This window comes from Klebsiella oxytoca (assembly GCF_009707385.1).
Classification (GTDB): domain Bacteria; phylum Pseudomonadota; class Gammaproteobacteria; order Enterobacterales; family Enterobacteriaceae; genus Klebsiella; species Klebsiella oxytoca_C.
Genome location: NZ_CP046115.1, coordinates 265,792 through 290,025, shown reverse-complemented (window position 1 = coordinate 290,025; position 24,234 = coordinate 265,792). Strand labels below are relative to the sequence as shown.

Sequence of the window (24,234 nt, the reverse complement as noted above, 5' to 3'; positions counted from 1 at the left end):
GCTATGTCTACAACAAAACTCACGCGTCGAGAGCAACGTGAACACGCTCAGCGCTTTATCGACACGCTGGAAGGTACCGCGTTTCCCAATTCACAGCGCATCTATATCCATGGTTCGCAAGAAGATATTCGCGTACCGATGCGCGAAATTCAGCTGAGCCCGACGCTTATCGGCGGCAGCAAAGATAATCCTCAGCACGAAGCTAACGAGGCCATTCCTGTCTATGACACGTCCGGCCCGTACGGCGACCCGCATATCGCGATTAACGTTCAGCAGGGCCTGACAAAACTACGCCTGCCGTGGATTGAGGCGCGTCGCGACTGCGAAGAGCTCAGCGATCGCAGTTCGGCGTATACCAAACAGCGGCTGACGGATGAGGGCCTCAACGAGCTGCGCTTTACCGGCCTGTTAACGCCCAGACGCGCTATCGCCGGTAAATGCGTGACTCAACTGCACTACGCCCGTCAGGGAATTGTCACGCCGGAGATGGAATTCATCGCTATTCGCGAGAATATGGGCCGCGAGCGTATTCGTGGCAAAGTGCTGCGCCAGCAGCATCCGGGCGTCGGCTTTGGCGCACGACTGCCGGAAAATATCACCCCGGAATTTGTACGCGCTGAAGTCGCCGCCGGGCGCGCGATTATTCCGGCCAATATTAATCATCCGGAATCTGAGCCGATGATTATTGGCCGCAACTTCCTGGTGAAGGTTAACGCCAATATCGGCAACTCGGCGGTCACCTCGTCGATTGAGGAAGAGGTCGAGAAACTGGTGTGGGCGACGCGCTGGGGAGCGGATACGGTAATGGACCTTTCTACCGGCCGCTATATTCACGAGACCCGCGAGTGGATCCTGCGCAATAGTCCGGTACCGATCGGCACCGTGCCGATCTACCAGGCGTTAGAAAAGGTCAACGGGATCGCCGAAGATCTCACCTGGGAATCCTTCCGCGACACGCTGCTGGAACAGGCTGAACAAGGGGTCGACTACTTCACCATTCACGCCGGCGTGCTGCTGCGCTATGTGCCGATGACCGCCCGGCGCCTGACAGGTATTGTATCCCGCGGCGGTTCCATCATGGCGAAATGGTGCTTGTCCCATCATAAAGAGAACTTTCTCTATCAACATTTTCGTGAGATCTGCGAAATCTGCGCCGCCTATGACGTTTCGCTCTCATTAGGTGATGGCCTGCGTCCCGGCTCGATTCAGGATGCCAACGACGAAGCGCAGTTTGCCGAACTGCATACGCTGGGCGAGCTAACCAAAATCGCCTGGGAGTATGACGTGCAGGTGATGATCGAAGGCCCGGGCCATGTGCCGATGCAGATGATTCAGCGCAATATGACCGAAGAGCTGGAGCACTGCCACGAAGCGCCTTTCTATACCTTAGGTCCGCTAACTACCGATATTGCACCGGGGTACGACCATTTCACCTCGGGTATTGGCGCAGCCATGATCGGCTGGTTCGGCTGTGCGATGCTCTGCTACGTGACGCCGAAAGAGCACCTCGGCCTGCCGAATAAAGAAGACGTTAAGCAGGGCCTGATTACTTACAAAATTGCCGCCCACGCTGCCGACCTCGCCAAAGGTCATCCCGGCGCGCAGATCCGCGATAACGCCATGTCGAAAGCACGCTTCGAGTTCCGCTGGGAAGACCAGTTTAACCTGGCGCTCGATCCGTTCACCGCTCGCGCTTACCACGACGAAACCCTGCCGCAGGAGTCCGGCAAAGTGGCCCACTTCTGCTCCATGTGCGGCCCCAAATTTTGCTCAATGAAGATAAGCCAGGAAGTTCGCAACTACGCCGCCGTGCAGACCATCGAAGTGGGGATGGCCGATATGGCGGATAACTTTCGCGCCCGCGGCAGTGAAATCTATCTACGTAAGGAGGAAGCCTGATGTATCAACCCGATTTTCCACCCGTCCCATTCCGTTTAGGACTCTATCCGGTCGTCGATAGCGTAACGTGGATCGAACGCTTGCTGGCTGCGGGCGTTCGCACCATCCAGCTGCGCATTAAGGATAAACGCGATAGTGAAGTCGAAGAGGATGTGGCCGCCGCTATCGCCCTGGGACGCAAATATGATGCGCGACTGTTTATCAATGATTACTGGCGGCTGGCTATTAAACATCAGGCTTACGGCGTGCATTTAGGCCAGGAAGATCTGGAAACCACTGACCTTAGCGCCATCCGTAACGCCGGGCTGCGCCTTGGTGTTTCCACTCACGACGATATGGAAATTGATATCGCGCTGGCGGCTCGTCCTTCTTACATCGCTCTCGGCCACGTTTTTCCGACGCAAACCAAGCAGATGCCTTCCGCTCCCCAGGGGCTGGAACAGCTGGCGCAGCATATTCAGCGCCTGGGCGATTATCCCACCGTGGCGATTGGCGGAATCAGCCTTGAGCGCGCTCCGGCGGTTCTGGCAACCGGCGTCGGCAGTATTGCGGTAGTCAGCGCCATTACTCAGGCTACCGACTGGCGGCAGGCCACGGCACAGTTGCTCGGGATAGCGGGAGCGGGTGATGAATGACAGCGATTTTATGCGCTATAGCCGCCAGCTGCTGCTGGAGGATATCGCCATTGAAGGCCAGCAAAAGCTGCTGGCCAGCCGGGTGTTGATCGTTGGTCTCGGCGGGCTGGGTTCCCCTGCTGCGCTCTATCTGGCCGGAGCCGGGGTCGGCACGCTGACGCTGGCCGACGACGACGACGTGCACGTCAGCAATCTGCAGCGGCAAATTCTGTTCACCAGCGATGATATCGCTCAGCCCAAAACCACCGCCGCCAGAGCGAGGCTGGCTCGCCTCAACCCGCAGATTGAACTGATTGCGCTGAAACAACGCTTAAGCGGAAAAAACCTGCTGGATGAAGTAACGAAGGCCGATGTGGTACTGGATTGCACCGATAACATGGTGACCCGGCAGGCGATCAACGCCGCCTGCGTCGCGCTTGAAACGCCGCTTATTACCGCCAGCGCCGTCGGACTGGGAGGCCAGCTGATGGTGCTGACGCCGCCGTGGGAACAGGGCTGCTACCGCTGTCTGTGGCCAGACGCGAGTGAACCAGAACGCAACTGCCGTACGGCGGGCATTATCGGCCCGGTGGTCGGGATGATGGGTACCCTTCAGGCGCTGGAAGCGATCAAACTGCTTAGCGGTATGGCAACGCCGCGTAACACGCTGCGCCTGTTCGATGCCCGTACCAGCAGCTGGCGCACGCTCGCGCTCCAGCGGGCTCAGGGCTGTCCGGTATGCGGAGGGCAGCATGCAGGTATGGCTTAACGATGAACCGTTGCAGTGCGCCGAAGCGACTTCCGTCGCCGACCTGCTCACGCAGCTGGAACAGCAGCAGCCGGGCGTCGCGCTGGCGCTCAATCAACACATCCTGCCGCGCGAACGGTGGGAAGCTCATCTCTTGCAGGAAGGCGACCAGATCCTGCTTTTTCAGGTTATCGCTGGAGGCTGACATGTTACGCATTGCGGATAAAACGTTTGAATCACATCTTTTCACCGGCACTGGTAAATTCGCCGCCCCCGACGTTATGGTGGAGGCTATTCGCGCTTCCGGCAGTCAGCTGGTAACGCTGGCGATGAAGCGCGTCGATCTCCGTCAGCATAATGACGCTATCCTCGCGCCGCTGCTGGCGGCTGGCGTTAGCCTGCTGCCAAATACATCCGGCGCCAAAACGGCGGAAGAGGCGGTATTTGCCGCCCGTCTGGCGCGGGAGGCGCTGGGCACCCATTGGCTGAAACTGGAAATCCATCCCGACGCCCGCTGGCTGCTACCTGACCCAATCGAAACGCTGAAAGCGGCCGAAATTCTGGTTCGGGAGGATTTCGTGGTGCTGCCCTACTGCGGCGCCGATCCTGTACTGTGCAAACGCCTGGAAGAAGCGGGCTGCGCGGCGGTGATGCCGCTCGGCGCGCCTATCGGTTCCAATCAGGGGCTGGAAACCAAAGCGATGCTGGAGATTATTATCGAGCAGGCCACGGTGCCGGTGGTCGTGGATGCCGGTATCGGCGTGCCGAGCCACGCGGCGCAGGCGCTGGAAATGGGCGCTGACGCGGTTCTGGTGAATACCGCCATCGCCGTTGCCGACGACCCGGTAGCCATGGCCCGGGCTTTCCGGCTGGCGATTGATGCCGGATTACTGGCGCGACAGGCCGGGCCGGGCGCGCGCAGCGCCCAGGCGCAGGCCACCAGCCCGCTGACCGACTTTCTGGAGGCGCAGGTATGAACACCTTCACTGACCGTTGGCGACAGCTGGACTGGGACGATATTCGCCTGCGCATTAACGGTAAAACCGCCGCTGACGTTGAGCGCGCTCTGGCGGCAAAACAGCTTAGCCGCGACGATATGATGGCGCTCCTCTCCCCTGCCGCCGCAGGTTATCTCGAGCCTCTGGCGCAGCGCGCTCAGCGCCTGACTCGCCAGCGTTTTGGCAATACCGTCAGCTTTTATGTCCCGCTGTATCTCTCAAATCTGTGCGCCAACGACTGCACCTACTGCGGCTTCTCAATGAGTAACCGTATCAAGCGCAAAACTCTGGATGAGACAGAAATTGCCCGTGAATGCGCGGCAATTCGCGAAATGGGTTTCGAGCATCTGCTGCTGGTGACCGGCGAACATCAGGGCAAAGTCGGCATGGACTACTTTCGCCAACATCTTCCAGCTATTCGCCGCCAGTTCGCGTCATTGCATATGGAGGTCCAGCCGCTGGCAACAGAGGAGTACGCCGAGCTGAAAACGCTCGGCCTCGACGGGGTGATGGTGTATCAGGAGACCTATCATGAAAGCATCTATGCGAAACATCATCTGAAAGGGAAAAAACAGGATTTCTTCTGGCGGCTGGATACGCCGGACAGGCTTGGACAGGCGGGGATTGATAAAATTGGCCTTGGCGCGTTAATCGGCCTTTCCGATAGCTGGCGCGTGGATTGTTTTATGGTGGCGGAGCACCTGCTGTGGCTCCAGCAGCGCTACTGGCGCAGCCGCTACTCCATTTCCTTTCCGCGACTGCGCCCTTGCGCTGGCGGTATCGAACCCGCCTCCTTAATGGATGAACGGCAGCTGGTACAAACCATCTGCGCTTTCCGCCTGCTGGCGCCGGAAGTGGAGCTCTCGCTGTCCACCCGAGAATCTCCCTGGTTCCGCGATCGGGTTATCCCGCTGGCCATAAATAACGTCAGCGCATTTTCAAAAACCCAGCCGGGCGGTTACGCCGATAATCATCCGGAGCTGGAGCAGTTTGCGCCTCACGATGACCGTCGCCCGGAAGAGGTGGCCAGCGCGCTGGTGGCCAGCGGGCTACAGCCGGTATGGAAGGATTGGGATAGCTGGCTGGGACGCGTTTCACAGACGTCATGATGATCAATGTAACGTTTTAAAAGTTCTACGAGTACGATCGTAATAAGAGAAACGGGGGATTGTTGTTCAATTTTCGTTTCTCTATTCTGCCCTGGACAGCAGTGGACGCTGTCCAGGGCGAAGGATAGCTCTTCCTCACTTTCGCCCTGCTCCCCCTCTTTTCCGATAGGGTAATTCCATTAAAATCGAATATTAATCAGTCCATATCACATCGTCAGGGTTATAATTACCGGAGTTTTATCTGAATCGCTCAGCAGGCATGCTGGCTAAACGTGCGACCTTATCCACGGTTTAACTCTTCTGGAACGATTACGACTCATGGCTCGTCATAACAGAAAGCTCTCTTTCACCACGCCGATTGTGATCGGATTTGCGGGAATTTTATTCAGTTTCTTACTCATCGCGGTGTTCACCACGATGACGCAAAGGAAAGATTTTCTTGAAGATTATCACCATATTAACCGCAACTTCACTCACAACATGGCAACAAACTATACGGAGACGCTGCTACGGGGCAATGACTTCATCCTCACCCGCGCGGCCACTTTCTTTGCGCGTGATGACGAGCTAAACAATGCGGTTAACGTCAATCCTGAAAAAGGCCTCATGCTGTTAATGCAGCTGCAAAATATGATGCAGAGCGTGTCGTCAATTTCGCTGGCCGATACCGACGGACACTATCTGCGCGCGCCTGAGGTTCTGGAAACCGAAGACAGTAAATCCTTTGATGCCAAATCACGTCCCTGGTTTATTAAGCAGGCGGAAGCCAGTACCTTTAGTCTCTACACGACTCCCTATATCGATTACTTCACGCATCATCCGACCATTACCCTGTATAAACCGGTTATCTCCCCGACAGGTCGCCTGAAAGGCAGCCTCGCGTTTCATCTCGATCTGACGTCGATGGGCTATGCGTTACGCCAGATGGTCGCCCCAATGCAGGGCGAGTTTTTTGTTGTACAACGAGATGGCAAAGTTGTTCTCCATCCCGATCCTGGCGCGTTATTTAAGCCCTACGTTAGCAGTACACTAATGGATGGAATGACCAGCGGCGAAGGCCAGCTTTATGATGAAGAGAAAGACGTCTGGTATTATTACTATTCTTTTACTAATCCCGACTGGTTTATTATTTATCGCGTTGATAACTCGACGCTAATCAACTTAACTCGCCATGAAACAGATATTGTCGCCTGGAGTTTTGCCCTGGCCGCTATCGTCATCGTGCTGTTCGGGCTATATCTGCGTCATGCCTCGCGTACCGTGTTGATGAACATTATCAATGCCATTAAGACCGGTGATGTTAAACGCGCCCCGCGCCTGGAAGCCATGCTCAGTAAAGCCATCGAGAGCAACAAACAGCGTGAATTAACCTACGTTCGCCAGGCCACCATTGATGCGCTAACCGGCTGCAAAAACCGGCGCGCCTTCGATAGCGATATCGCCGCCCTGATGAACGATCATCAGCCTTTCTCTCTCGCGTTAGTTGATATTGATAACTTCAAAAAAATAAACGACACCTGGGGTCATCTTAATGGCGATATCGTTCTGCGTAACGTCGCCCGTGAAGGACTGCAGATCCTGCAACCGCTGCAGATTTCACTTTACCGCTACGGTGGTGAAGAATTCGCGGTGATATTCGCCGATGAACATATTGATAACGCTTTAATGCTGCTGGAAAGCTGGCGAGTGAGCGTCGCACAGCGCTCCTGGCGTGAAGAAGGATTGTCGGTAACCTTTAGTGCGGGACTGGGAGAATGGAATATGGAGCCTCTGGAGCAGCTCGTCGTGAGCGTTGATGAAGCGCTCTATAAAGCCAAACAGCAGGGCAAGAATCGGATCGTTCGTACTTAATGGTACCCGCTTCTGCAGGCCCGGCAGGCCGGGCTTTTGTCGTTTTCGGTCATCAAACCGAAACCGGTTTCATTATTTTGTGATGACTTACACACAATCACCGTAAAGCGGTTGTTCCGTCCTCCGGCCCGCGATAAAGATGGTACATCAAGGAACATAAGGGCCAAGAACTATGAAGAATATCGTTTTATGCTGCGCCGCAGGTATGTCCACCAGCATGCTGGTTCAACGTATGCAGGCCGCTGCGCAACAAAAAGGTGTAGAAGTTTCTATCAAAGCCGTACCGGTTGCCGAATTTAAAGATAATCTTGCTGCTGCCGATATTATCCTGCTCGGTCCTCAGGTGAAGTATGAGCAGGCCAAGCTACAGGCGCTGGCCGACCCGCTGGGTAAAAAGGTCGCCGTTATCGATATGATGGATTACGGCATGATGAAAGGCGATGCCGTGCTTGATAAAGCCCTGAAGCTGATGGAGTAAGAGATGGAAGACTTAGAAACGATCATCATGGAGCTGCTGGTTAACGCCGGTTCAGCGCGCAGCGCTGCTTTAACCGCGCTGCAGCTGGCGCGTAAAGGCGATTTTGCTGCCGCCGAACAGTCAATGGCGGAATCCCACGAATTCGTAAAGCATGCGCATAAAATCCAGACCCAGCTCATTGGCCTGGATGAAGGCAGCGGCAAGCTTCCGGTTAACCTGATCACCGTTCACTCTCAGGATCACCTGATGAACGCGATGGTCATTCAGGATCTGGCCACCGACATGATTGAGCTATACCGCCGTATTCCACTCGCTCAATAATTCCAGGCAGTTAACAGGCGCCGCTACCGGCGCCTGTATCCTCTCAGAGAAATCCGTACATTGCCGCAAATATCCAGCCAAAGACACAAGAGACGCTAACGCCAATAAGTCCTGGCAGAATGAAACTGTGGTTAATGACAAAGCGGCCGATATGCGTGGTACCTGAACGGTCGAACTGAATCGCCGCCAGATCGCTTGGGTAAGTCGGGAGAATGTAATAACCGTAACAGGCCGGCGCAGAAGCGACGATATAGGCCGGGTCAACGCCAATCGCCAGCGCCACCGGCACTATCGCCGCCAGGGCAGCCGCCTGGGAGTTAACAAACTTCGACACCAGCAGCAGAACGATGGCATAGGCCCACGGGTACTCCTTCACCATCTCTCCCAGGACGCCTTTAATTTCGGCCATATGCGCGCCGAACATGGTCTCCGCCATCCACGCAATTCCGTACACCGCCACGATGGCGATCATCCCCGAGCGGAAAACCTCATTTTTAGAAATAGAGGCCGGATTGGTTTTGGTAATGATGATGATAAGCGCCCCGGAAAGCAGCATGAACATCTGGATCACCAGCACCATTGAAAGCGGCTTACCGTCGAATGTCGGACGCAGTTCAGAGAAGGCGCCAAGCAAGGCAACAACCGCTATCGAGGCCAGAAAAATCCACATCGCAATCCAGTTACTGGTCGGTAGCTTCTTATCCAGCAGCGTGGCCGTGTCGCCATAAACGTAGTGATGGTTTTCAGGCACCGCAATAAAGGCCTGGAAGGCTTCGTCTTTATCGAGTTCTTTACCGCGAAACCAGCTGAAGATACCAATGGCCAGAATCCCCAGCAGCGTGGACGGAATGGTTATCGCCAGCAGATCGAGAAACTCAAGATGCTTACCGTTAAAGGTAAAATTGCCGAGCATCGCCACCAGCGAGACCACCGCCACGGAAACCGGACTGGCGATGATGCCCATCTGCGCGCCGATAGAGCTCGCCGCCATAGGACGTTCCGGGCGGATATTATTTTTGATGGCGACATCGTAGATAATTGGCAGGATGGTATAGACCACGTGACCGGTACCGCACAGAATCGTCAGCGTACAGGTGACGAAAGGTGCCACGATCGAGACATATTTTGGGTTACGCCGCAGAAGTTTCTCGGCAATCTGCAGCATCACATCTAAACCACCGGAGGCCTGCAGCGTCGCCGACGCGGCCACCACCGCGATAATCACCAGCATGACATCGACAGGTGGTTTTCCCGGTTGAAGATGAAAAACAAAAACTAAAATAACTAATCCAATACCGCCTAAAAGGCCGAGCGCAATGCCGCCCTTTTTCGCGCCATAGAACAAACAAATTAAGATAATGATAAGTTGTATAGCAAACTCCATACATCCCCCAGAAGCTATCCATTAAATATCGACAATACTCTCCGCTTTGTTTTTATTAGCTCTCCTCATCCAGCGCCTTTTTGACAGGCGTAACAATCCCCTCGGTTGCGGTAAACCGAAAAGAACCGGGAAAGTAATCACATGATTATTTTAGTTTTTTGACTATATAGCGTTTGCGGTGCTTATTTTTTGATACATGTAGGATTTTCACCCTTTGATTGATGACGAAAATCTTAAATGAAAATAAATAACTAATAAGAATGGTTTATTTGATAATTAATTGAGGCAATTACATCAATAAAATGTAATAGAAAGGTAGATGAGACAAATAACAAATAGCAGGCAATAAAAAAGCCAGTCAGATGACCTGACTGGCTTTTTAAGCGCTTAGCGAATCAACGATTAATCGTTGTCAGAACCGCCCAGACCTGCGTTCAGCAGTTCTGCCAGGTTCGCAGAAGCTTCTTCCACGCTGACCTGCGGTGCAGCCGGCAGTTCGCCAGCCGCGCGGCGGCGCATACGATCCTGGTGGTACGCATAGCCGGTACCAGCCGGGATCAGACGACCCACGATAACGTTCTCTTTCAGGCCGCGCAGTTCGTCGCGTTTACCCGCAACGGCTGCTTCGGTCAGGACACGTGTGGTCTCCTGGAACGATGCGGCAGAGATGAACGATTCGGTTGCCAGAGACGCTTTGGTGATACCCAGCAGATCGCGGGAGAACGTTGCGCCCACTTTGCCGTTCGCTTCCAGATCGCGGTTAGCAATCTTGACGCGAGAGTATTCAACCTGTTCGCCTTCCAGGAAGTCGGAACTACCCGCGCTTTCGATGGTGGCTTTACGCAGCATCTGACGAACGATAACTTCAATGTGCTTATCGTTAATCTTAACGCCCTGCAGACGGTATACGTCCTGAACTTCGTTAACGATGTAACGAGTCACAGCATGAACACCACGCAGACGCAGAATGTCGTGCGGCGCTTCCGGACCGTCGGAAACCACGTCACCACGTTCTACACGTTCACCTTCAAACACGTTGAGCTGACGCCATTTCGGAATCATCTCTTCGTACGGATCGCTACCGTCTACCGGAGTGATAACCAGACGACGTTTCCCTTTGGTTTCTTTACCGAAGGAAATGATGCCGCTGATTTCAGCCAGGATTGCCGGCTCTTTCGGACGACGTGCTTCGAACAGGTCGGCAACGCGCGGCAGACCACCGGTGATGTCCTTGGTACCGCCGGATTCCTGCGGTACACGCGCCAGGGTGTCACCAGAACTGATCTGGACGCCATCTTCCAGCTGAACAATCGCTTTACCCGGCAGGAAGTACTGCGCAGGCATATCGGTGCCAGGGATCAGAACGTCATTGCCCTGAGCATCAACGATTTTCAGCGCCGGACGCAGGTCTTTACCGCCAGTGGTACGCTCTGCAGAATCCAGAACCACCAGAGAAGACAGACCGGTCAGCTCGTCGGTCTGACGAGTAATGGTCTGGCCGTCAATCATGTCAGTGAAGCGGACGAAACCACTCACTTCGGTGATAACCGGCATGGTGTGCGGATCCCAGTTTGCTACGGTTTCACCGCCGGCAACCTGCTCGCCATCACCTTTCGCCATAACGGAGCCGTAAGGCACTTTATAGCTCTCTTTGGTACGGCCGAATTCGTCGATCAGCTTCAGCTCGGTATTACGAGAAGTAATAACCAGTTTACCGCTGGAGTTAACAACCGACTTCGCATTGCTCAGACGGATGCTACCTTTGTTTTTCACCTGGATGCTGGATTCAGCAGCCGCACGCGATGCCGCACCACCGATGTGGAACGTACGCATCGTCAGCTGTGTACCCGGCTCACCGATGGACTGTGCCGCGATAACGCCGATGGCTTCACCTTTGTTGATGATATGGCCACGCGCCAGGTCACGACCATAGCAGTGCGCACATACACCAAAGTCGGTGTCACAGGATACAACGGAACGCACTTTGACGGAGTCAACGGAGTTCTCTTCCAGCAGGTCACACCAGTGCTCGTGCAGCAGCGTGTTGCGAGGAACCAGAATATCCGCCGTACCCGGCTTCAGAACGTCTTCAGCAGTCACACGACCCAGTACGCGATCGCGCAGCGGCTCTTTAACGTCGCCACCTTCGATAACCGGCGTCATGGTGATGCCTTCCAGGGTGCCGCAGTCGTCTTCAGTGACGACCAGGTCCTGTGCAACGTCAACCAGACGACGAGTCAGGTAACCGGAGTTCGCTGTTTTCAGTGCGGTATCCGCCAGACCTTTACGCGCACCGTGGGTGGAGATGAAGTACTGGAGTACGTTCAGACCTTCACGGAAGTTCGCGGTGATCGGCGTTTCGATGATGGAGCCATCCGGCTTCGCCATCAGACCACGCATACCGGCAAGCTGACGAATCTGTGCAGCAGAACCACGCGCACCGGAGTCGGCCATCATGTAGATGCTGTTGAAGGAGACCTGCTGCTCTTCTTCGCCGTTACGGTTAATAACGGTTTCAGTTTGCAGGTTGTCCATCATCGCTTTGGATACACGATCGTTCGCCGCAGCCCAGATATCGATAACTTTGTTATAGCGTTCGCCAGCGGTAACCAGACCGGACTGGAACTGTTCCTGAATCTCAGCAACTTCAGCTTCCGCTTCGCTGATGATTTCGTATTTTTTCTCCGGGATGACCATGTCATCGATACCAACGGATGCACCTGAACGCGCTGCATAAGCAAAGCCGGTGTACATCGTCTGGTCCGCAAAAATAACGGTCGGTTTCAGGCCCAGAATACGGTAGCAGGTATTCAGCATCTTAGAGATTGCTTTCTTACCCAGCGCCTGGTTGACGATGGAGTAAGGCAGACCCTTCGGCACGATCATCCACAGAATGGCACGACCAATGGTCGTATCTATCAGGCTGGTTTTCGCAACGAACTCGCCGTTAGCATCTTTTTCGTATTCAGTGATACGCACTTTTACGCGCGCATGCAGAGAGGCCAGGCCTGCGCGATAAATACGCTCAGCTTCTTTCGGGCCAGTCAGCACCATGCCTTCGCCTTTGGCGTTAACACAGTCACGGGTCATGTAGTACAGACCCAGTACAACGTCCTGAGAAGGAACGATGATTGGTTCACCGTTCGCTGGAGACAGGATGTTGTTGGTAGACATCATTAGCGCACGCGCTTCCAGCTGGGCTTCCAGCGTCAGCGGTACGTGAACAGCCATCTGGTCACCATCGAAGTCGGCGTTATATGCCGCACAAACCAGCGGGTGCAGCTGGATAGCTTTACCTTCGATCAGTACCGGTTCGAATGCCTGGATACCCAAACGGTGCAGGGTTGGCGCACGGTTCAGCAGTACCGGGTGTTCGCGGATAACTTCATCCAGGATATCCCAGACGACGGCTTCTTCGCGCTCAACCATTTTCTTCGCGGCTTTGATGGTGGTGGCCAGGCCACGCAGTTCCAGCTTGCCGTAGATGAACGGTTTGAACAGCTCCAGCGCCATTTTCTTCGGCAGACCGCACTGATGCAGACGCAGGTATGGACCTACGGTGATTACAGAACGACCGGAGTAGTCAACACGCTTACCGAGCAGGTTCTGACGGAAACGACCCTGCTTACCTTTGATCATATCGGCCAAAGATTTCAGAGGACGTTTGTTAGAGCCGGTGATCGCACGGCCGCGACGACCGTTATCCAGCAGGGCGTCGACCGCTTCCTGCAGCATACGTTTTTCGTTGCGTACGATGATGTCCGGCGCAGCCAGATCCAGCAGACGTTTCAGACGGTTGTTACGGTTAATGACGCGACGATACAAATCGTTCAGGTCAGAAGTCGCAAAACGACCGCCATCCAGCGGAACCAGCGGACGCAGATCTGGCGGCAGAACCGGCAGAACGGTCAGGATCATCCACTCCGGCTTGTTGCCAGACTGAACAAATGCTTCCAGCAGCTTAATGCGCTTGGTCAGCTTTTTACGCTTGGTTTCGGAGTTGGTTTCGTTCAGCTCTTCGCGCAGAGTTTCACACTCTTGCTCCAGATCCATGCTCTTCAGCAGGGCCTGAATAGCTTCCGCACCCATCTTCGCGTCAAATTCGTCGCCGAACTCTTCCAGCGCGTCCAGATACTGTTCTTCAGTCAGGATCTGCTGGCGTTCCAGGTTGGTCATACCGCCTTCGATAACCACATAGGATTCGAAGTACAGCACGCGTTCGATATCGCGCAGCGGCATATCGAGCAGCAGGCCGATACGGGACGGCAGAGACTTCAGGAACCAGATATGAGCGGTCGGAGACGCCAGCTCGATGTGGCCCATACGCTCACGGCGCACTTTAGTCTGGGTCACTTCAACGCCGCACTTCTCACAGATCACACCACGGTGTTTCAGGCGCTTGTACTTACCGCACAGGCACTCGTAATCTTTTACTGGCCCGAAAATACGCGCGCAGAAAAGGCCGTCACGCTCAGGCTTGAACGTACGGTAGTTAATGGTTTCCGGCTTTTTAACTTCACCAAAAGACCATGAACGGATCATGTCTGGCGATGCCAGAGCAATTTTGATCGCATCAAACTCTTCGGTTTTAGTTTGCGCTTTCAGAAACTTTAATAAGTCTTTCACGGATTTGCTCCCGTCGGAGTTAGCACAATCTGGCGCCGGGTCTTACCCCGGCACCAGTGACCTGTTTGAGCGAGAGTTACTCGTCTTCCAGTTCGATGTTGATGCCCAGCGAGCGAATCTCTTTCAACAGTACGTTGAAGGATTCCGGCATGCCCGGTTCCATCTGATGGTTGCCATCCACGATGTTCTTATACATCTTAGTACGGCCATTCACGTCATCAGACTTAACGGTGAGCATTTCCTGCAGGGTGTATGCTGCGCCATATGCTTCCAGCGCCCACACTTCCATCTCCCCGAAGCGCTGACCACCGAACTGCGCCTTACCACCCAGCGGCTGCTGAGTAACCAGGCTGTAAGAACCGGTAGAACGCGCATGCATTTTGTCATCAACCAAGTGGTTCAGTTTCAGCATGTACATGTAGCCAACGGTAACCTGGCGCTCGAACTGCTCACCGGTACGACCGTCGAACAGGGTGATCTGGCCGGAAGTCGGCAGGCCACCAAGCTGTAACAGCTCCTTGATTTCAGACTCTTTCGCACCGTCGAAGACCGGCGTTGCGATCGGCATACCTTTTTTCAGGTTTTCAGCGAGACGCATAACTTCTTCGTCAGTGAAGGTATTCAGATCCACCTTCTGACGAACGTCGGTACCCAGATCGTAGGCACGCTGGATGAACTCGCGCAGTTTGGCGACTTCCTGCTGCTGCTTCAGCATGGCGTTAATTTTCTCGCCGATGCCTTTCGCAGCCATACCCAGGTGAGTTTCCAGGATCTGACCGATGTTCATACGAGACGGTACGCCCAGCGGGTTCAGTACGATGTCTACCGGCGTGCCGTTTTCATCGTAAGGCATATCTTCGATCGGGTTGATCTTAGAGATAACACCCTTGTTACCGTGACGGCCTGCCATTTTGTCACCAGGCTGAATCTGACGTTTAACGGCCAGATACACTTTAACAATCTTCAGCACGCCCGGTGCCAGATCGTCGCCCTGGGTGATTTTGCGGCGTTTCGCTTCGAGTTTTTTCTCGAACTCGTGTTTCAGTTCGTCGTACTGCTCAGCCAGCTGTTCCAGCTGATTTTGTTTCTCTTCGTCGGTCAGGCCGAGTTCCAGCCAGCGATCGCGCGGCAGCTTGTCGAGCTTCTCAGCTTCGATACCGCCGGAGACCAGCACCGCGTAGATACGACCAAACAGGCCAGCTTCAAGGATCTGCAGTTCTTCAGACAGGTCTTTCTTCGCCTGTTTGAGCTGCATCTCTTCGATTTCCAGCGCACGTTTGTCTTTTTCTACGCCATCGCGGGTAAAGACCTGAACGTCGATAATGGTACCGGAAACACCGTTTGGCACGCGCAGAGAAGAGTCTTTAACGTCAGACGCTTTCTCACCGAAGATCGCACGCAGCAGTTTCTCTTCCGGCGTCAGCTGGGTTTCACCTTTCGGCGTAACCTTACCAACCAGAATATCGCCACCGGTTACTTCCGCACCGATATAAACGATACCGGATTCATCCAGTTTAGAGAGCGCGGCTTCACCCACGTTCGGGATATCAGCGGTGATCTCTTCCGGCCCCAGCTTAGTGTCACGGGACACGCACGCCAGTTCCTGAATGTGGATGGTGGTAAAACGGTCTTCCTGGACAACACGCTCGGAAACGAGGATGGAGTCTTCGAAGTTGTAACCGTTCCACGGCATGAACGCGACGCGCATGTTCTGACCGAGCGCCAGTTCACCGAGGTCGGTAGACGGGCCGTCGGCCAGCACGTCACCGCGCTCAATCGGCTCGCCCAGGGAGACACACGGCATCTGGTTGATGCAGGTGTTCTGGTTAGAACGGGTGTACTTGGTCAGGTTATAGATGTCGATACCTGCTTCGCCCGGGTACATCTCGTCTTCGTTAACTTTGATAACGATACGGGAAGCATCCACGTACTGAACGGTACCGCCACGTTTAGCGACCGCAGTAACACCGGAGTCAACGGCAACAGCACGTTCCATACCGGTACCAACCAGCGGCTTATCAGCGCGCAGAGTCGGAACCGCCTGACGTTGCATGTTCGCACCCATCAATGCACGGTTGGCGTCATCGTGTTCCAGGAACGGGATCAGGGACGCACCGACGGAAACCACCTGCTGGGTGGATACGTCCATGTAGTCAACCTGGTCGCGGCTGAACAAGCTGGATTCGCCTTTACTACGGCAGGTAACCAGATCTTCTACAAAGTGGCCTTCGTCATCCAGGTTGGAGTTCGCCTGAGCGATGACGTAGTTACCTTCTTCGATAGCAGACAGGTAATGAATTTCGTCGGTCACAACACCGTCGGTCACTTTACGATACGGCGTCTCAAGGAAACCATATTCGTTAGTCTGTGCGTACACGGACAGGGAGTTGATCAGACCGATGTTCGGACCTTCAGGCGTTTCGATTGGGCATACGCGACCGTAGTGGGTCGGGTGTACGTCTCGAACTTCAAAGCCTGCGCGCTCACGGGTCAGACCGCCCGGGCCGAGTGCAGAGATACGACGTTTGTGCGTAATCTCAGACAGCGGGTTGTTCTGGTCCATAAACTGAGACAGCTGGCTGGAACCAAAGAACTCTTTCACTGCTGCAGAAATCGGCTTGGCGTTGATCATATCCTGAGGCATCAGGGTATCCAGATCGCCCAGAGACAGACGCTCTTTCACCGCACGCTCTACGCGAACCAGGCCAACGCGGAACTGGTTTTCCGCCATTTCGCCAACGGAACGGATACGACGGTTGCCGAGGTGGTCGATATCATCGACTTCGCCTTTACCGTTACGGATATCAATGAGCTTCTTCATCACTTCGATGATGTCTTCTTTGCTCAGGATACCGGAACCTTCGATTTCGTCGCGCAGCAGAGAACGGTTGAACTTCATACGACCAACCGCGGACAGATCGTAGCGGTCTTCGGAGAAGAACAGATTCTCGAACAGGCTTTCAGCGGCTTCACGAGTCGGCGGCTCACCAGGACGCATCATGCGGTAGATTTCTACCAGCGCGCTCAGACGATCGTTGGTCGGGTCGACGCGTACAGTCTCAGAGATGTACGGACCGTGGTCCAGATCGTTGGTGAACAGCGTTTCGATACGCTTATGGCCAGACTGGCTCAGCTTGGCCAGCAGATCCAGGCTCAGCTCCATGTTCGCCGGGCAGATCAGCTCGCCGGTAGATTCGTCAACATAGTCTTTAGAGGCAACTTTGCCAGCGATGTACTCAACCGGAACTTCGATATGTTTGATATCGTCTTTTTCCAGCTGGCGAATGTGGCGCGCAGTAATACGGCGGCCTTTCTCAACGTACACTTTACCGTTCGCTTCGATATCGAAGGAGGCGGTTTCGCCGCGCAGACGCTCCGGTATCAGTTCCATCTGCAGCTTGTTATCGCGAATTTCGAAGACCACTTTTTCGAAGAACAGGTCAAGGATCTGCTCAGTGGTGTAGTTCAGCGCGCGCAGGATGATAGTAGCCGGCAGCTTACGACGACGGTCGATACGGACAAACAGGTTGTCTTTCGGGTCGAATTCGAAGTCAAGCCAAGAGCCACGGTAAGGAATGATACGTGCGTTATACAGAACCTTACCGGAAGAGTGGGTCTTACCTTTGTCACTGTCAAAGAAGACGCCCGGGCTACGGTGCAGCTGAGAAACGATAACGCGCTCGGTACCGTTGATAACAAAGGTACCGTTGTCGGTCATGAGCGGGATTTCGCCCATGTAGACTTCTTGTTCTTTAATGTCTTTAACGGTGCCTTCCGGCGCTTCGCGCTCGTAGATCACCAGACGCAGTTTGACGCGCAGCGGTGCCGAGTAGGTCACGCCACGGATCTGACATTCTTTAACGTCAAAAACCGGTTCGCCCAGACGGTAGCTGACGTACTGCAGCTCAGAATTACCGCTGTAGCTCTTAATCGGGAATACGGAACGGAAAGCTGCTTCCAGACCATACTGCCCTTCAGGATCTTGCTCGATGAACTTCTGAAACGAGTCAAGCTGGATAGAAAGGAGATAAGGTATGTCCAGAACCTGCGGACGTTTACCAAAATCCTTACGAATACGTTTTTTCTCGGTATAGGAGTAAACCATAGGGTTCCTCAGCTCGCTGACAAGTCGACCCATCTGCCCACATCAGGCAGTTTTTTATGCAACACTATTTTGTTGACCGGAAAATGGAACACTTTCCGCAATACCTGTTTCTATCACGCTTAAACCATTTCATTGCGATTTACACAGCTCAGGAACCCCAACCTGTCGCAGTATATTAAGTCGTCTATAGAAACAAGCATTGTCAGGACAACCAGTAGTCAAACAGTGTGAAATGCTACTGGCGCCTTACAGCGCAAAAAGGCTGGTGACTAAAAAGTCACCAGCCATCAGCCTGATTACTCAAGCTGCAACCGGAAAGGTTGGCTTATTTAACTTCAACTTCAGCGCCAGCTTCTTCCAGAGATTTTTTCAGTGCTTCAGCGTCATCTTTGCTCACGCCTTCTTTCAGAGCAGCCGGAGCAGATTCTACCAGGTCTTTAGCTTCTTTCAGACCCAGGCCAGTTGCGCCACGAACTGCTTTGATAACAGCAACTTTGTTCGCGCCAGCAGCTTTCAGAATTACGTCGAATTCAGTTTTTTCTTCAGCAGCTTCAACCGGGCCAGCAGCTACAGCTACAGCAGCAGCAGCGGAAACACCGAATTTTTCTTCCATTGCAGAGATCAGCTCAACAACGTCCATTACGGACATAGCGGATACTGCTTCAATGATTTGATCTTTAGTGATAGACATTTAAATTGTTCCTGAATATCAGAATAAGTTTATACGTAAGCAGATGCTTGATAAAGATAACTGCAATTAAGCAGCTTCTTTCGCATCGCGTACAGCAGCCAGAGTGCGAACCAGTTTGCCAGCCGAAGCTTCTTTCATGGTTGCCATCAGGCGTGCAATTGCTTCTTCGTAGGTCGGCAGAGTCGCCAGGCGGTCGATTTGCGACGCCGGGATCAGCTCACCTTCAAAGGCTGCGGCTTTGACCTCAAATTTTGCATTCGCTTTCGCGAACTCTTTGAACAGACGAGCAGCTGCGCCCGGGTGTTCCATAGAGTATGCAATCAGGGTCGGACCAACAAACGTGTCTTTCAGGCACTCGAAAGGAGTACCTTCAACGACGCGGCGCAGCAGGGTGTTACGAACAACACGCATGTATACGCCAGCTTCACGACCTGCTTTACGCAGTTCAGTCATTTTATCTACAGTTACGCCACGGGAATCCGCAACTACTGCAGACAGCGCGCCTTTGGCTACTTCGCTGACTTCAGCAACAATCGCTTGTTTGTCTTGAAGATTTAAAGCCATTAGCTTTGCTCCTGGATGTTTGCCAGAGCTCGTGCTCCGGAACTCACTTCACTCAACTCAAAGAGAAGAGCGTCTTAATACGGTGAGCAGAAACAAGCCAGAGTATCCAAAAATAATCTTAGCGTTCTGTCACCGTCTACGCAGGGGATTAAGTCTCTTGCGAAACACCTGCGGTCTTCGACGGAGGCCTGGATAGGCCAGGCTCCAACGAACAAATCTTGTCTATCCGTCGCTATTCACTCTGTGGCGGCCTTGACTGCCTTCGTTCACACCAGTCACATAGTTAACTATGCTCCAGGTGATTCACTCAGTTGTCGCCTTGCCACAGCCTGAATATCTCGGCTATACGTCTGCTATAAGCAGAATACGTGGGGGTAAGATTGTAGACAAATCCACCGCCCACGTAAAGCTAATCTTAGTTCGCAGAAGCGCTCAGACCAGCCTGATCAACGGCAACGCCAGCACCCATGGTGGTGGAGATACTGATTTTCTTGATGTACACGCCTTTAGCCTGAGTCGGTTTAGCTTTTTTCAGCGCAACCAGCAGAGCTTCCAGGTTTTCTTTCAGTTTATCAGATTCAAAATCCACTTTACCGATGGTGGTGTGGATGATGCCGTTTTTGTCGTTACGGTAACGAACCTGACCTGCTTTAGCGTTCTTAACCGCTTCAGCAACGTTCGGAGTTACAGTACCAACTTTCGGGTTTGGCATCAGGCCGCGTGGACCCAGAACCTGGCCCAGCTGGCCAACAACGCGCATTGCATCCGGAGAAGCAATAACAACGTCAAAGTTCATTTCGCCTTTTTTGATCTGGTCAGCCAGATCTTCCATACCTACCAGCTCGGCGCCAGCAGCTTTAGCTGCTTCAGCGTTCGGGCCCTGGGCAAATACGGCTACGCGAACTGAACGGCCAGTACCGTGCGGCAGTACGGTTGCACCACGAACGTTCTGGTCAGATTTACGAGCGTCGATGCCGAGGTTAACGGCAACATCAACGCTTTCAACGAACTTAGCAGTAGCCAGTTCTTTCAGCAGAGCGATGGCTTCGTTGATGTCGTATTGTTTGGTCGAATCAACTTTGTCACGGATCACGGACATGCGCTTGGTCAGTTTAGCCATTTCTTAGTCCTCCACTACCAGGCCCATGGAACGTGCAGTACCTTCAATGGAGCGAGTCATCGCTTCAATGTCGGAACCAGTCATGTCGGCAGCTTTGGTCTGCGCGATTTCCTGCAGCTGAGCGCGGGAAATTTTACCAACTTTGTCTTTGTTCGGCTTACCGGAACCAGACTTGATACCAGCCGCTTTTTTCAGCAGAACTGCTGCCGGCGGGGTTTTGGTAACGAAGGTGAAAGAACGGTCAGCATAAACGGTAATAACAACCGGGATCGGCAGACCTTTTTCCAGGGATTCAGTTTTGGCGTTGAACGCTTTGCAGAATTCCATGATGTTCACACCCTGCTGACCCAGTGCTGGACCAACCGGCGGACTCGGGTTTGCCATACCAGCTGCAACCTGCAGCTTGACGTAGGCTTGTACTTTCTTAGCCATTTAAATTTCCTCGTTTGGGTGTAACGCCTTTAAAAAGGCTCCCCGTAATAAATATCGCTTTATGGGCATCAGGCCCATAAAAACAAAAGGCGCGAAATTGTATGTCAATTTCGCGCCTCATGCAACGATTAAAACGTTGCTTTTTTGATCGGCAGTTAGGCTTTTTCTACCTGAGCGAAGTCCAGCTCAACGGGAGTGGCACGTCCAAAGATAGAAACAGACACTTTCAGGCGAGACTTCTCATAGTCAACTTCTTCAACCACGCCGTTAAAGTCTGCAAATGGACCATCGCTAACGCGTACCATTTCACCCGGTTCAAACAGCGTCTTCGGCCGCGGTTTATCGCCAACCTGCTGTAGACGATTCATGATCGCGTCGACTTCTTTGTCGCTGATTGGAGCCGGACGGTCGGAGGTACCGCCAATGAAACCCATTACACGCGGTACGCTACGTACCAGGTGCCAGCTTGCGTCGTTCATCACCATCTGGACCAGTACATAGCCCGGGAAGAATTTGCGCTCGCTTTTACGACGCTGGCCGCCACGGATTTCGACCACTTCTTCGGTCGGCACCATGACTTCGCCAAACAACTCTTCCATATTGTGTAATTTGATATGTTCACGCAACGAGGTAGCTACGCGACCTTCAAAACCGGAAAACGCCTGAACGACGTACCAGCGTTTTTTAGGAGCTTCAGACATCTCAGAACCTCAGGCCAGTGATAAAGGATACCAGGCGAACCAGAATACCATCCAGCCCCCACAGGATCAGTGACATTACTGCGGTCACTGCGGCAACAATCAGCGTGGTGTGCAACGTTTCCTGGCGAGTCGGCCAGATCACCTTGCGCACTTCGGTTCTCGCTTCACGAGCGAAAGCGACTGTCGCCTTACCTTTTGTCGTTAACAGCGCGACACCGCCAGCTGCAGCGATCAGAATCACTACGGCCAGTGCCCGCACTGCCAGCATAATGTCACGATAAAGGAAGTTGCCGACGATGGCCACAACCAGCAGCACGACAACGATCGTCCACTTCATCGCTTCGAGGCCGCGCCCGCTCCCTTGAGCTTCGGTATTCGCACTCATAAACCAACCTGTCACAAGAATTCAGACAAATATCTTCACCCCGCATGAAATGCGAGGCGACCAAACCGAAATGCTCTGTTGCGTTTCGGACTTAACGCCCTCTTCAGAGCCTGTCTCAGCAATGATTATGACCCAAAAAATCACTGATGAGCCAGGTTCTGGTGTGAAAGCGTGCAAAAAGGGCATCAAATGATGCCCTTTTATTGCGCATTGCGTCAAATGTTATCAGCAATTAGCCGAGAACTTTAGCAACCACGCCCGCGCCAACGGTACGGCCGCCTTCACGGATTGCGAAACGCAGACCGTCGTCCATCGCGATCGGGTGGATCAGGGTAACAACCATTTTGATGTTGTCGCCCGGCATTACCATCTCTACGCCTTCCGGCAGTTCGATGGTGCCAGTCACGTCAGTTGTACGGAAGTAGAACTGCGGACGGTAGCCTTTGAAGAACGGAGTATGACGGCCGCCTTCGTCTTTGGACAGAATGTACACTTCAGATTCGAACTTGGTGTGCGGCTTGATAGAACCCGGCTTCGCCAGTACCTGACCACGTTCGATTTCTTCACGTTTGATACCACGCAGCAGAACACCAACGTTCTCACCCGCACGGCCTTCGTCCAGCAGTTTGCGGAACATTTCAACGCCAGTACAGGTAGACTTCGCAGTCTCTTTAATACCAACGATTTCAACTTCTTCGCCCACTTTGATGATACCGCGCTCTACACGACCGGTAACAACGGTACCACGACCGGAGATGGAGAATACGTCTTCGATCGGCAGCAGGAACGGCTTGTCAATCGCACGCTCTGGTTCCGGAATGTAAGAATCCAGGTAGCCAGCCAGTTCGATGATTTTCGCTTCCCACTCTGCTTCGCCTTCCAGCGCTTTCAGAGCAGAACCACGAACGATCGGCGTGTCGTCGCCCGGGAAATCATACTGAGACAGAAGTTCACGAACTTCCATTTCAACCAGTTCCAGCAGCTCTTCGTCATCAACCATGTCGCATTTGTTCAGGAACACGATGATGTACGGAACGCCTACCTGACGACCCAGCAGGATGTGCTCACGAGTCTGCGGCATCGGACCGTCAGTCGCAGCAACAACCAGGATCGCGCCGTCCATCTGCGCAGCACCGGTGATCATGTTTTTAACATAGTCGGCGTGGCCTGGGCAGTCTACGTGCGCGTAGTGGCGAGTCGGGGTGTCATATTCAACGTGAGAAGTGTTGATGGTGATACCACGAGCTTTTTCTTCCGGCGCGTTATCGATCTGGTCGAATGCGCGAGCAGAACCACCGTAGGTTTTAGCCAGAACGGTAGTGATTGCAGCGGTCAGCGTTGTTTTACCATGGTCAACGTGGCCGATAGTACCGACGTTAACGTGCGGTTTTGTACGTTCAAACTTTTCTTTAGACATCGATTGTCCCTCTAAGACACGGATAAATCGGTGATATCACCACATCAACCGGGCAACATGCCCGACTTGTTGAATGCAATAAACAAGAGAGAAACAGGGGAGGAGAGATAAAGAAGTGGTGCTGATACCCAGAGTCGAACTGGGGACCTCACCCTTACCAAGGGTGCGCTCTACCAACTGAGCCATATCAGCACGTTTGGAGCGGGCAGCGGGAATCGAACCCGCATCATCAGCTTGGAAGGCTGAGGTAATAGCCATTATACGATGCCCGCATCCTGAAACTCGGCTACCCAGTTCTTTCTATAACAAAAAAAAGAGAAGAGTCTCTTTTTCTGTTTGAGCAGACCAGCTTAGCTAATCAACTCTGGCTCCGCAAAGCGTTGCCGAAAGATGGTGGTGGGGGAAGGATTCGAACCTTCGAAGTCGATGACGGCAGATTTACAGTCTGCTCCCTTTGGCCGCTCGGGAACCCCACCAGGCACTTGATGGTGCCGACTACCGGAATCGAACTGGTGACCTACTGATTACAAGTCAGTTGCTCTACCTACTGAGCTAAGTCGGCATCAAGTAGCGCGCATTCTAGGGAGACCTGAGAGTTCATGCAACTAAAAAATTGCAGAAAATGTTCTATTGCTCACATTTTGTGCTCAAACGAGAAAAAACGGTGTAATTTCAAACAATGCAGAACAAAAATACACCACCCTCCTCTACAGAAACGGGAGCGGCGAAGGAAAAATGTATGTTCCATCCGAACAACCGGCATGGCTCTGCTGAGAATTTTATAAACCTTC

Annotated in this window: 19 protein-coding genes and 4 tRNA genes; 9 read left to right on the top strand and 14 right to left on the bottom strand. The window is 53.4% G+C overall.

Features of this window, described 5'->3' with window-relative positions; genetic code table 11:
• Nucleotides 1–3: 3 nt before the first annotated feature.
• From thiC to GJ746_RS01325, 9 genes are all read left to right on the top strand, one after another.
• Nucleotides 4–1,899 carry a phosphomethylpyrimidine synthase ThiC gene (thiC, locus tag GJ746_RS01365; RefSeq protein ID WP_154678598.1) on the top strand — a complete coding sequence of 632 codons (1,896 nt, stop codon included), beginning with the start codon at nt 4–6 and terminating at the stop codon, nt 1,897–1,899.
• Complete coding sequence (gene thiE / locus GJ746_RS01360) at nt 1,899–2,534, top strand: thiamine phosphate synthase (RefSeq protein WP_154678597.1); 636 nt, start codon at nt 1,899–1,901, stop codon at nt 2,532–2,534. The genes thiC and thiE overlap by 1 nt, the downstream gene beginning before the upstream one ends.
• On the top strand, nt 2,527–3,282 hold the full coding sequence (locus GJ746_RS01355; RefSeq protein WP_154678596.1) for a HesA/MoeB/ThiF family protein: 756 nt from the start codon (nt 2,527–2,529) through the stop codon (nt 3,280–3,282). The genes thiE and GJ746_RS01355 overlap by 8 nt, the downstream gene beginning before the upstream one ends.
• Entirely contained in the window at nt 3,266–3,466 is a 201-nt protein-coding gene (gene thiS / locus GJ746_RS01350) for a sulfur carrier protein ThiS (RefSeq protein WP_154678595.1), read from the top strand. The genes GJ746_RS01355 and thiS overlap by 17 nt, the downstream gene beginning before the upstream one ends.
• Before the next feature lies 1 nt (nt 3,467).
• On the top strand, nt 3,468–4,238 hold the full coding sequence (gene thiG / locus GJ746_RS01345; RefSeq protein WP_154678594.1) for a thiazole synthase: 771 nt from the start codon (nt 3,468–3,470) through the stop codon (nt 4,236–4,238).
• Nucleotides 4,235–5,368, top strand: coding sequence for a 2-iminoacetate synthase ThiH (thiH, locus tag GJ746_RS01340; RefSeq protein WP_154678593.1), 1,134 nt, complete (start codon nt 4,235–4,237; stop codon nt 5,366–5,368). Before thiG ends, thiH begins: the two co-directional genes overlap by 4 nt.
• A gap of 318 nt (nt 5,369–5,686) precedes the next feature.
• On the top strand, nt 5,687–7,219 hold the full coding sequence (locus GJ746_RS01335) for a sensor domain-containing diguanylate cyclase (protein ID WP_154678592.1): 1,533 nt from the start codon (nt 5,687–5,689) through the stop codon (nt 7,217–7,219).
• Between the two features lie 172 nt (nt 7,220–7,391).
• Nucleotides 7,392–7,697 (top strand): PTS sugar transporter subunit IIB, encoded by a 306-nt coding sequence (locus GJ746_RS01330; protein ID WP_154678591.1) that lies wholly within the window; start codon nt 7,392–7,394, stop codon nt 7,695–7,697.
• Between the two features lie 3 nt (nt 7,698–7,700).
• The gene (locus tag GJ746_RS01325) at nt 7,701–8,018 is read left to right on the top strand and encodes a PTS lactose/cellobiose transporter subunit IIA (RefSeq protein ID WP_154678590.1); all 318 of its coding nucleotides are present in this window, start codon (nt 7,701–7,703) and stop codon (nt 8,016–8,018) included.
• A gap of 43 nt (nt 8,019–8,061) precedes the next feature.
• Here the strand turns inward: GJ746_RS01325 and dcuB are convergent, their stop codons facing one another.
• The 14 genes from dcuB to GJ746_RS01255 all read right to left on the bottom strand — a co-directional run bounded on the left by dcuB (nt 8,062) and on the right by GJ746_RS01255 (nt 24,005).
• Nucleotides 8,062–9,402, bottom strand: coding sequence for an anaerobic C4-dicarboxylate transporter DcuB (dcuB, locus tag GJ746_RS01320; protein WP_154678589.1), 1,341 nt, complete (start codon nt 9,400–9,402; stop codon nt 8,062–8,064).
• A gap of 402 nt (nt 9,403–9,804) precedes the next feature.
• Nucleotides 9,805–14,028 carry a DNA-directed RNA polymerase subunit beta' gene (rpoC, locus tag GJ746_RS01315; RefSeq protein ID WP_154678588.1) on the bottom strand — a complete coding sequence of 1,408 codons (4,224 nt, stop codon included), beginning with the start codon at nt 14,026–14,028 and terminating at the stop codon, nt 9,805–9,807.
• Between the two features lie 76 nt (nt 14,029–14,104).
• Nucleotides 14,105–18,133, bottom strand: a complete 4,029-nt coding sequence (gene rpoB, locus GJ746_RS01310) for a DNA-directed RNA polymerase subunit beta (RefSeq protein ID WP_154678587.1) — start codon at nt 18,131–18,133, stop codon at nt 14,105–14,107.
• Nucleotides 18,134–18,458: 325 nt separating this feature from the next.
• The gene (rplL, locus tag GJ746_RS01305) at nt 18,459–18,824 is read right to left on the bottom strand and encodes a 50S ribosomal protein L7/L12 (protein WP_012133812.1); all 366 of its coding nucleotides are present in this window, start codon (nt 18,822–18,824) and stop codon (nt 18,459–18,461) included.
• 66 nt (nt 18,825–18,890) lie between these two features.
• On the bottom strand, nt 18,891–19,388 hold the full coding sequence (rplJ, locus tag GJ746_RS01300) for a 50S ribosomal protein L10 (protein ID WP_004097644.1): 498 nt from the start codon (nt 19,386–19,388) through the stop codon (nt 18,891–18,893).
• 415 nt (nt 19,389–19,803) lie between these two features.
• A complete protein-coding gene (gene rplA / locus GJ746_RS01295; protein ID WP_154678586.1) occupies nt 19,804–20,508 on the bottom strand; it encodes a 50S ribosomal protein L1 in 705 nt (234 codons plus the stop codon).
• A gap of 3 nt (nt 20,509–20,511) precedes the next feature.
• Nucleotides 20,512–20,940 (bottom strand): 50S ribosomal protein L11, encoded by a 429-nt coding sequence (rplK, locus tag GJ746_RS01290; RefSeq protein WP_004097640.1) that lies wholly within the window; start codon nt 20,938–20,940, stop codon nt 20,512–20,514.
• Nucleotides 20,941–21,095: 155 nt separating this feature from the next.
• Nucleotides 21,096–21,641: a transcription termination/antitermination protein NusG gene (gene nusG, locus GJ746_RS01285; protein ID WP_002438628.1), complete on the bottom strand. Its 546-nt coding sequence runs from the start codon at nt 21,639–21,641 to the stop codon at nt 21,096–21,098.
• Nucleotide 21,642: 1 nt separating this feature from the next.
• Nucleotides 21,643–22,026 carry a preprotein translocase subunit SecE gene (gene secE, locus GJ746_RS01280; protein ID WP_004097638.1) on the bottom strand — a complete coding sequence of 128 codons (384 nt, stop codon included), beginning with the start codon at nt 22,024–22,026 and terminating at the stop codon, nt 21,643–21,645.
• A gap of 232 nt (nt 22,027–22,258) precedes the next feature.
• Nucleotides 22,259–23,443, bottom strand: a complete 1,185-nt coding sequence (tuf, locus tag GJ746_RS01275; RefSeq protein WP_154678585.1) for an elongation factor Tu — start codon at nt 23,441–23,443, stop codon at nt 22,259–22,261.
• A 116-nt stretch (nt 23,444–23,559) separates the two neighbouring features.
• A tRNA-Thr gene (locus GJ746_RS01270) sits at nt 23,560–23,635 on the bottom strand.
• Nucleotides 23,636–23,640: 5 nt separating this feature from the next.
• Nucleotides 23,641–23,715, bottom strand: a tRNA-Gly gene (locus GJ746_RS01265).
• 119 nt (nt 23,716–23,834) lie between these two features.
• A tRNA-Tyr gene (locus GJ746_RS01260) sits at nt 23,835–23,919 on the bottom strand.
• A 10-nt stretch (nt 23,920–23,929) separates the two neighbouring features.
• Nucleotides 23,930–24,005: transfer RNA gene (locus GJ746_RS01255), tRNA-Thr, on the bottom strand.
• Between the last annotated feature and the right edge of the window lie 229 nt (nt 24,006–24,234).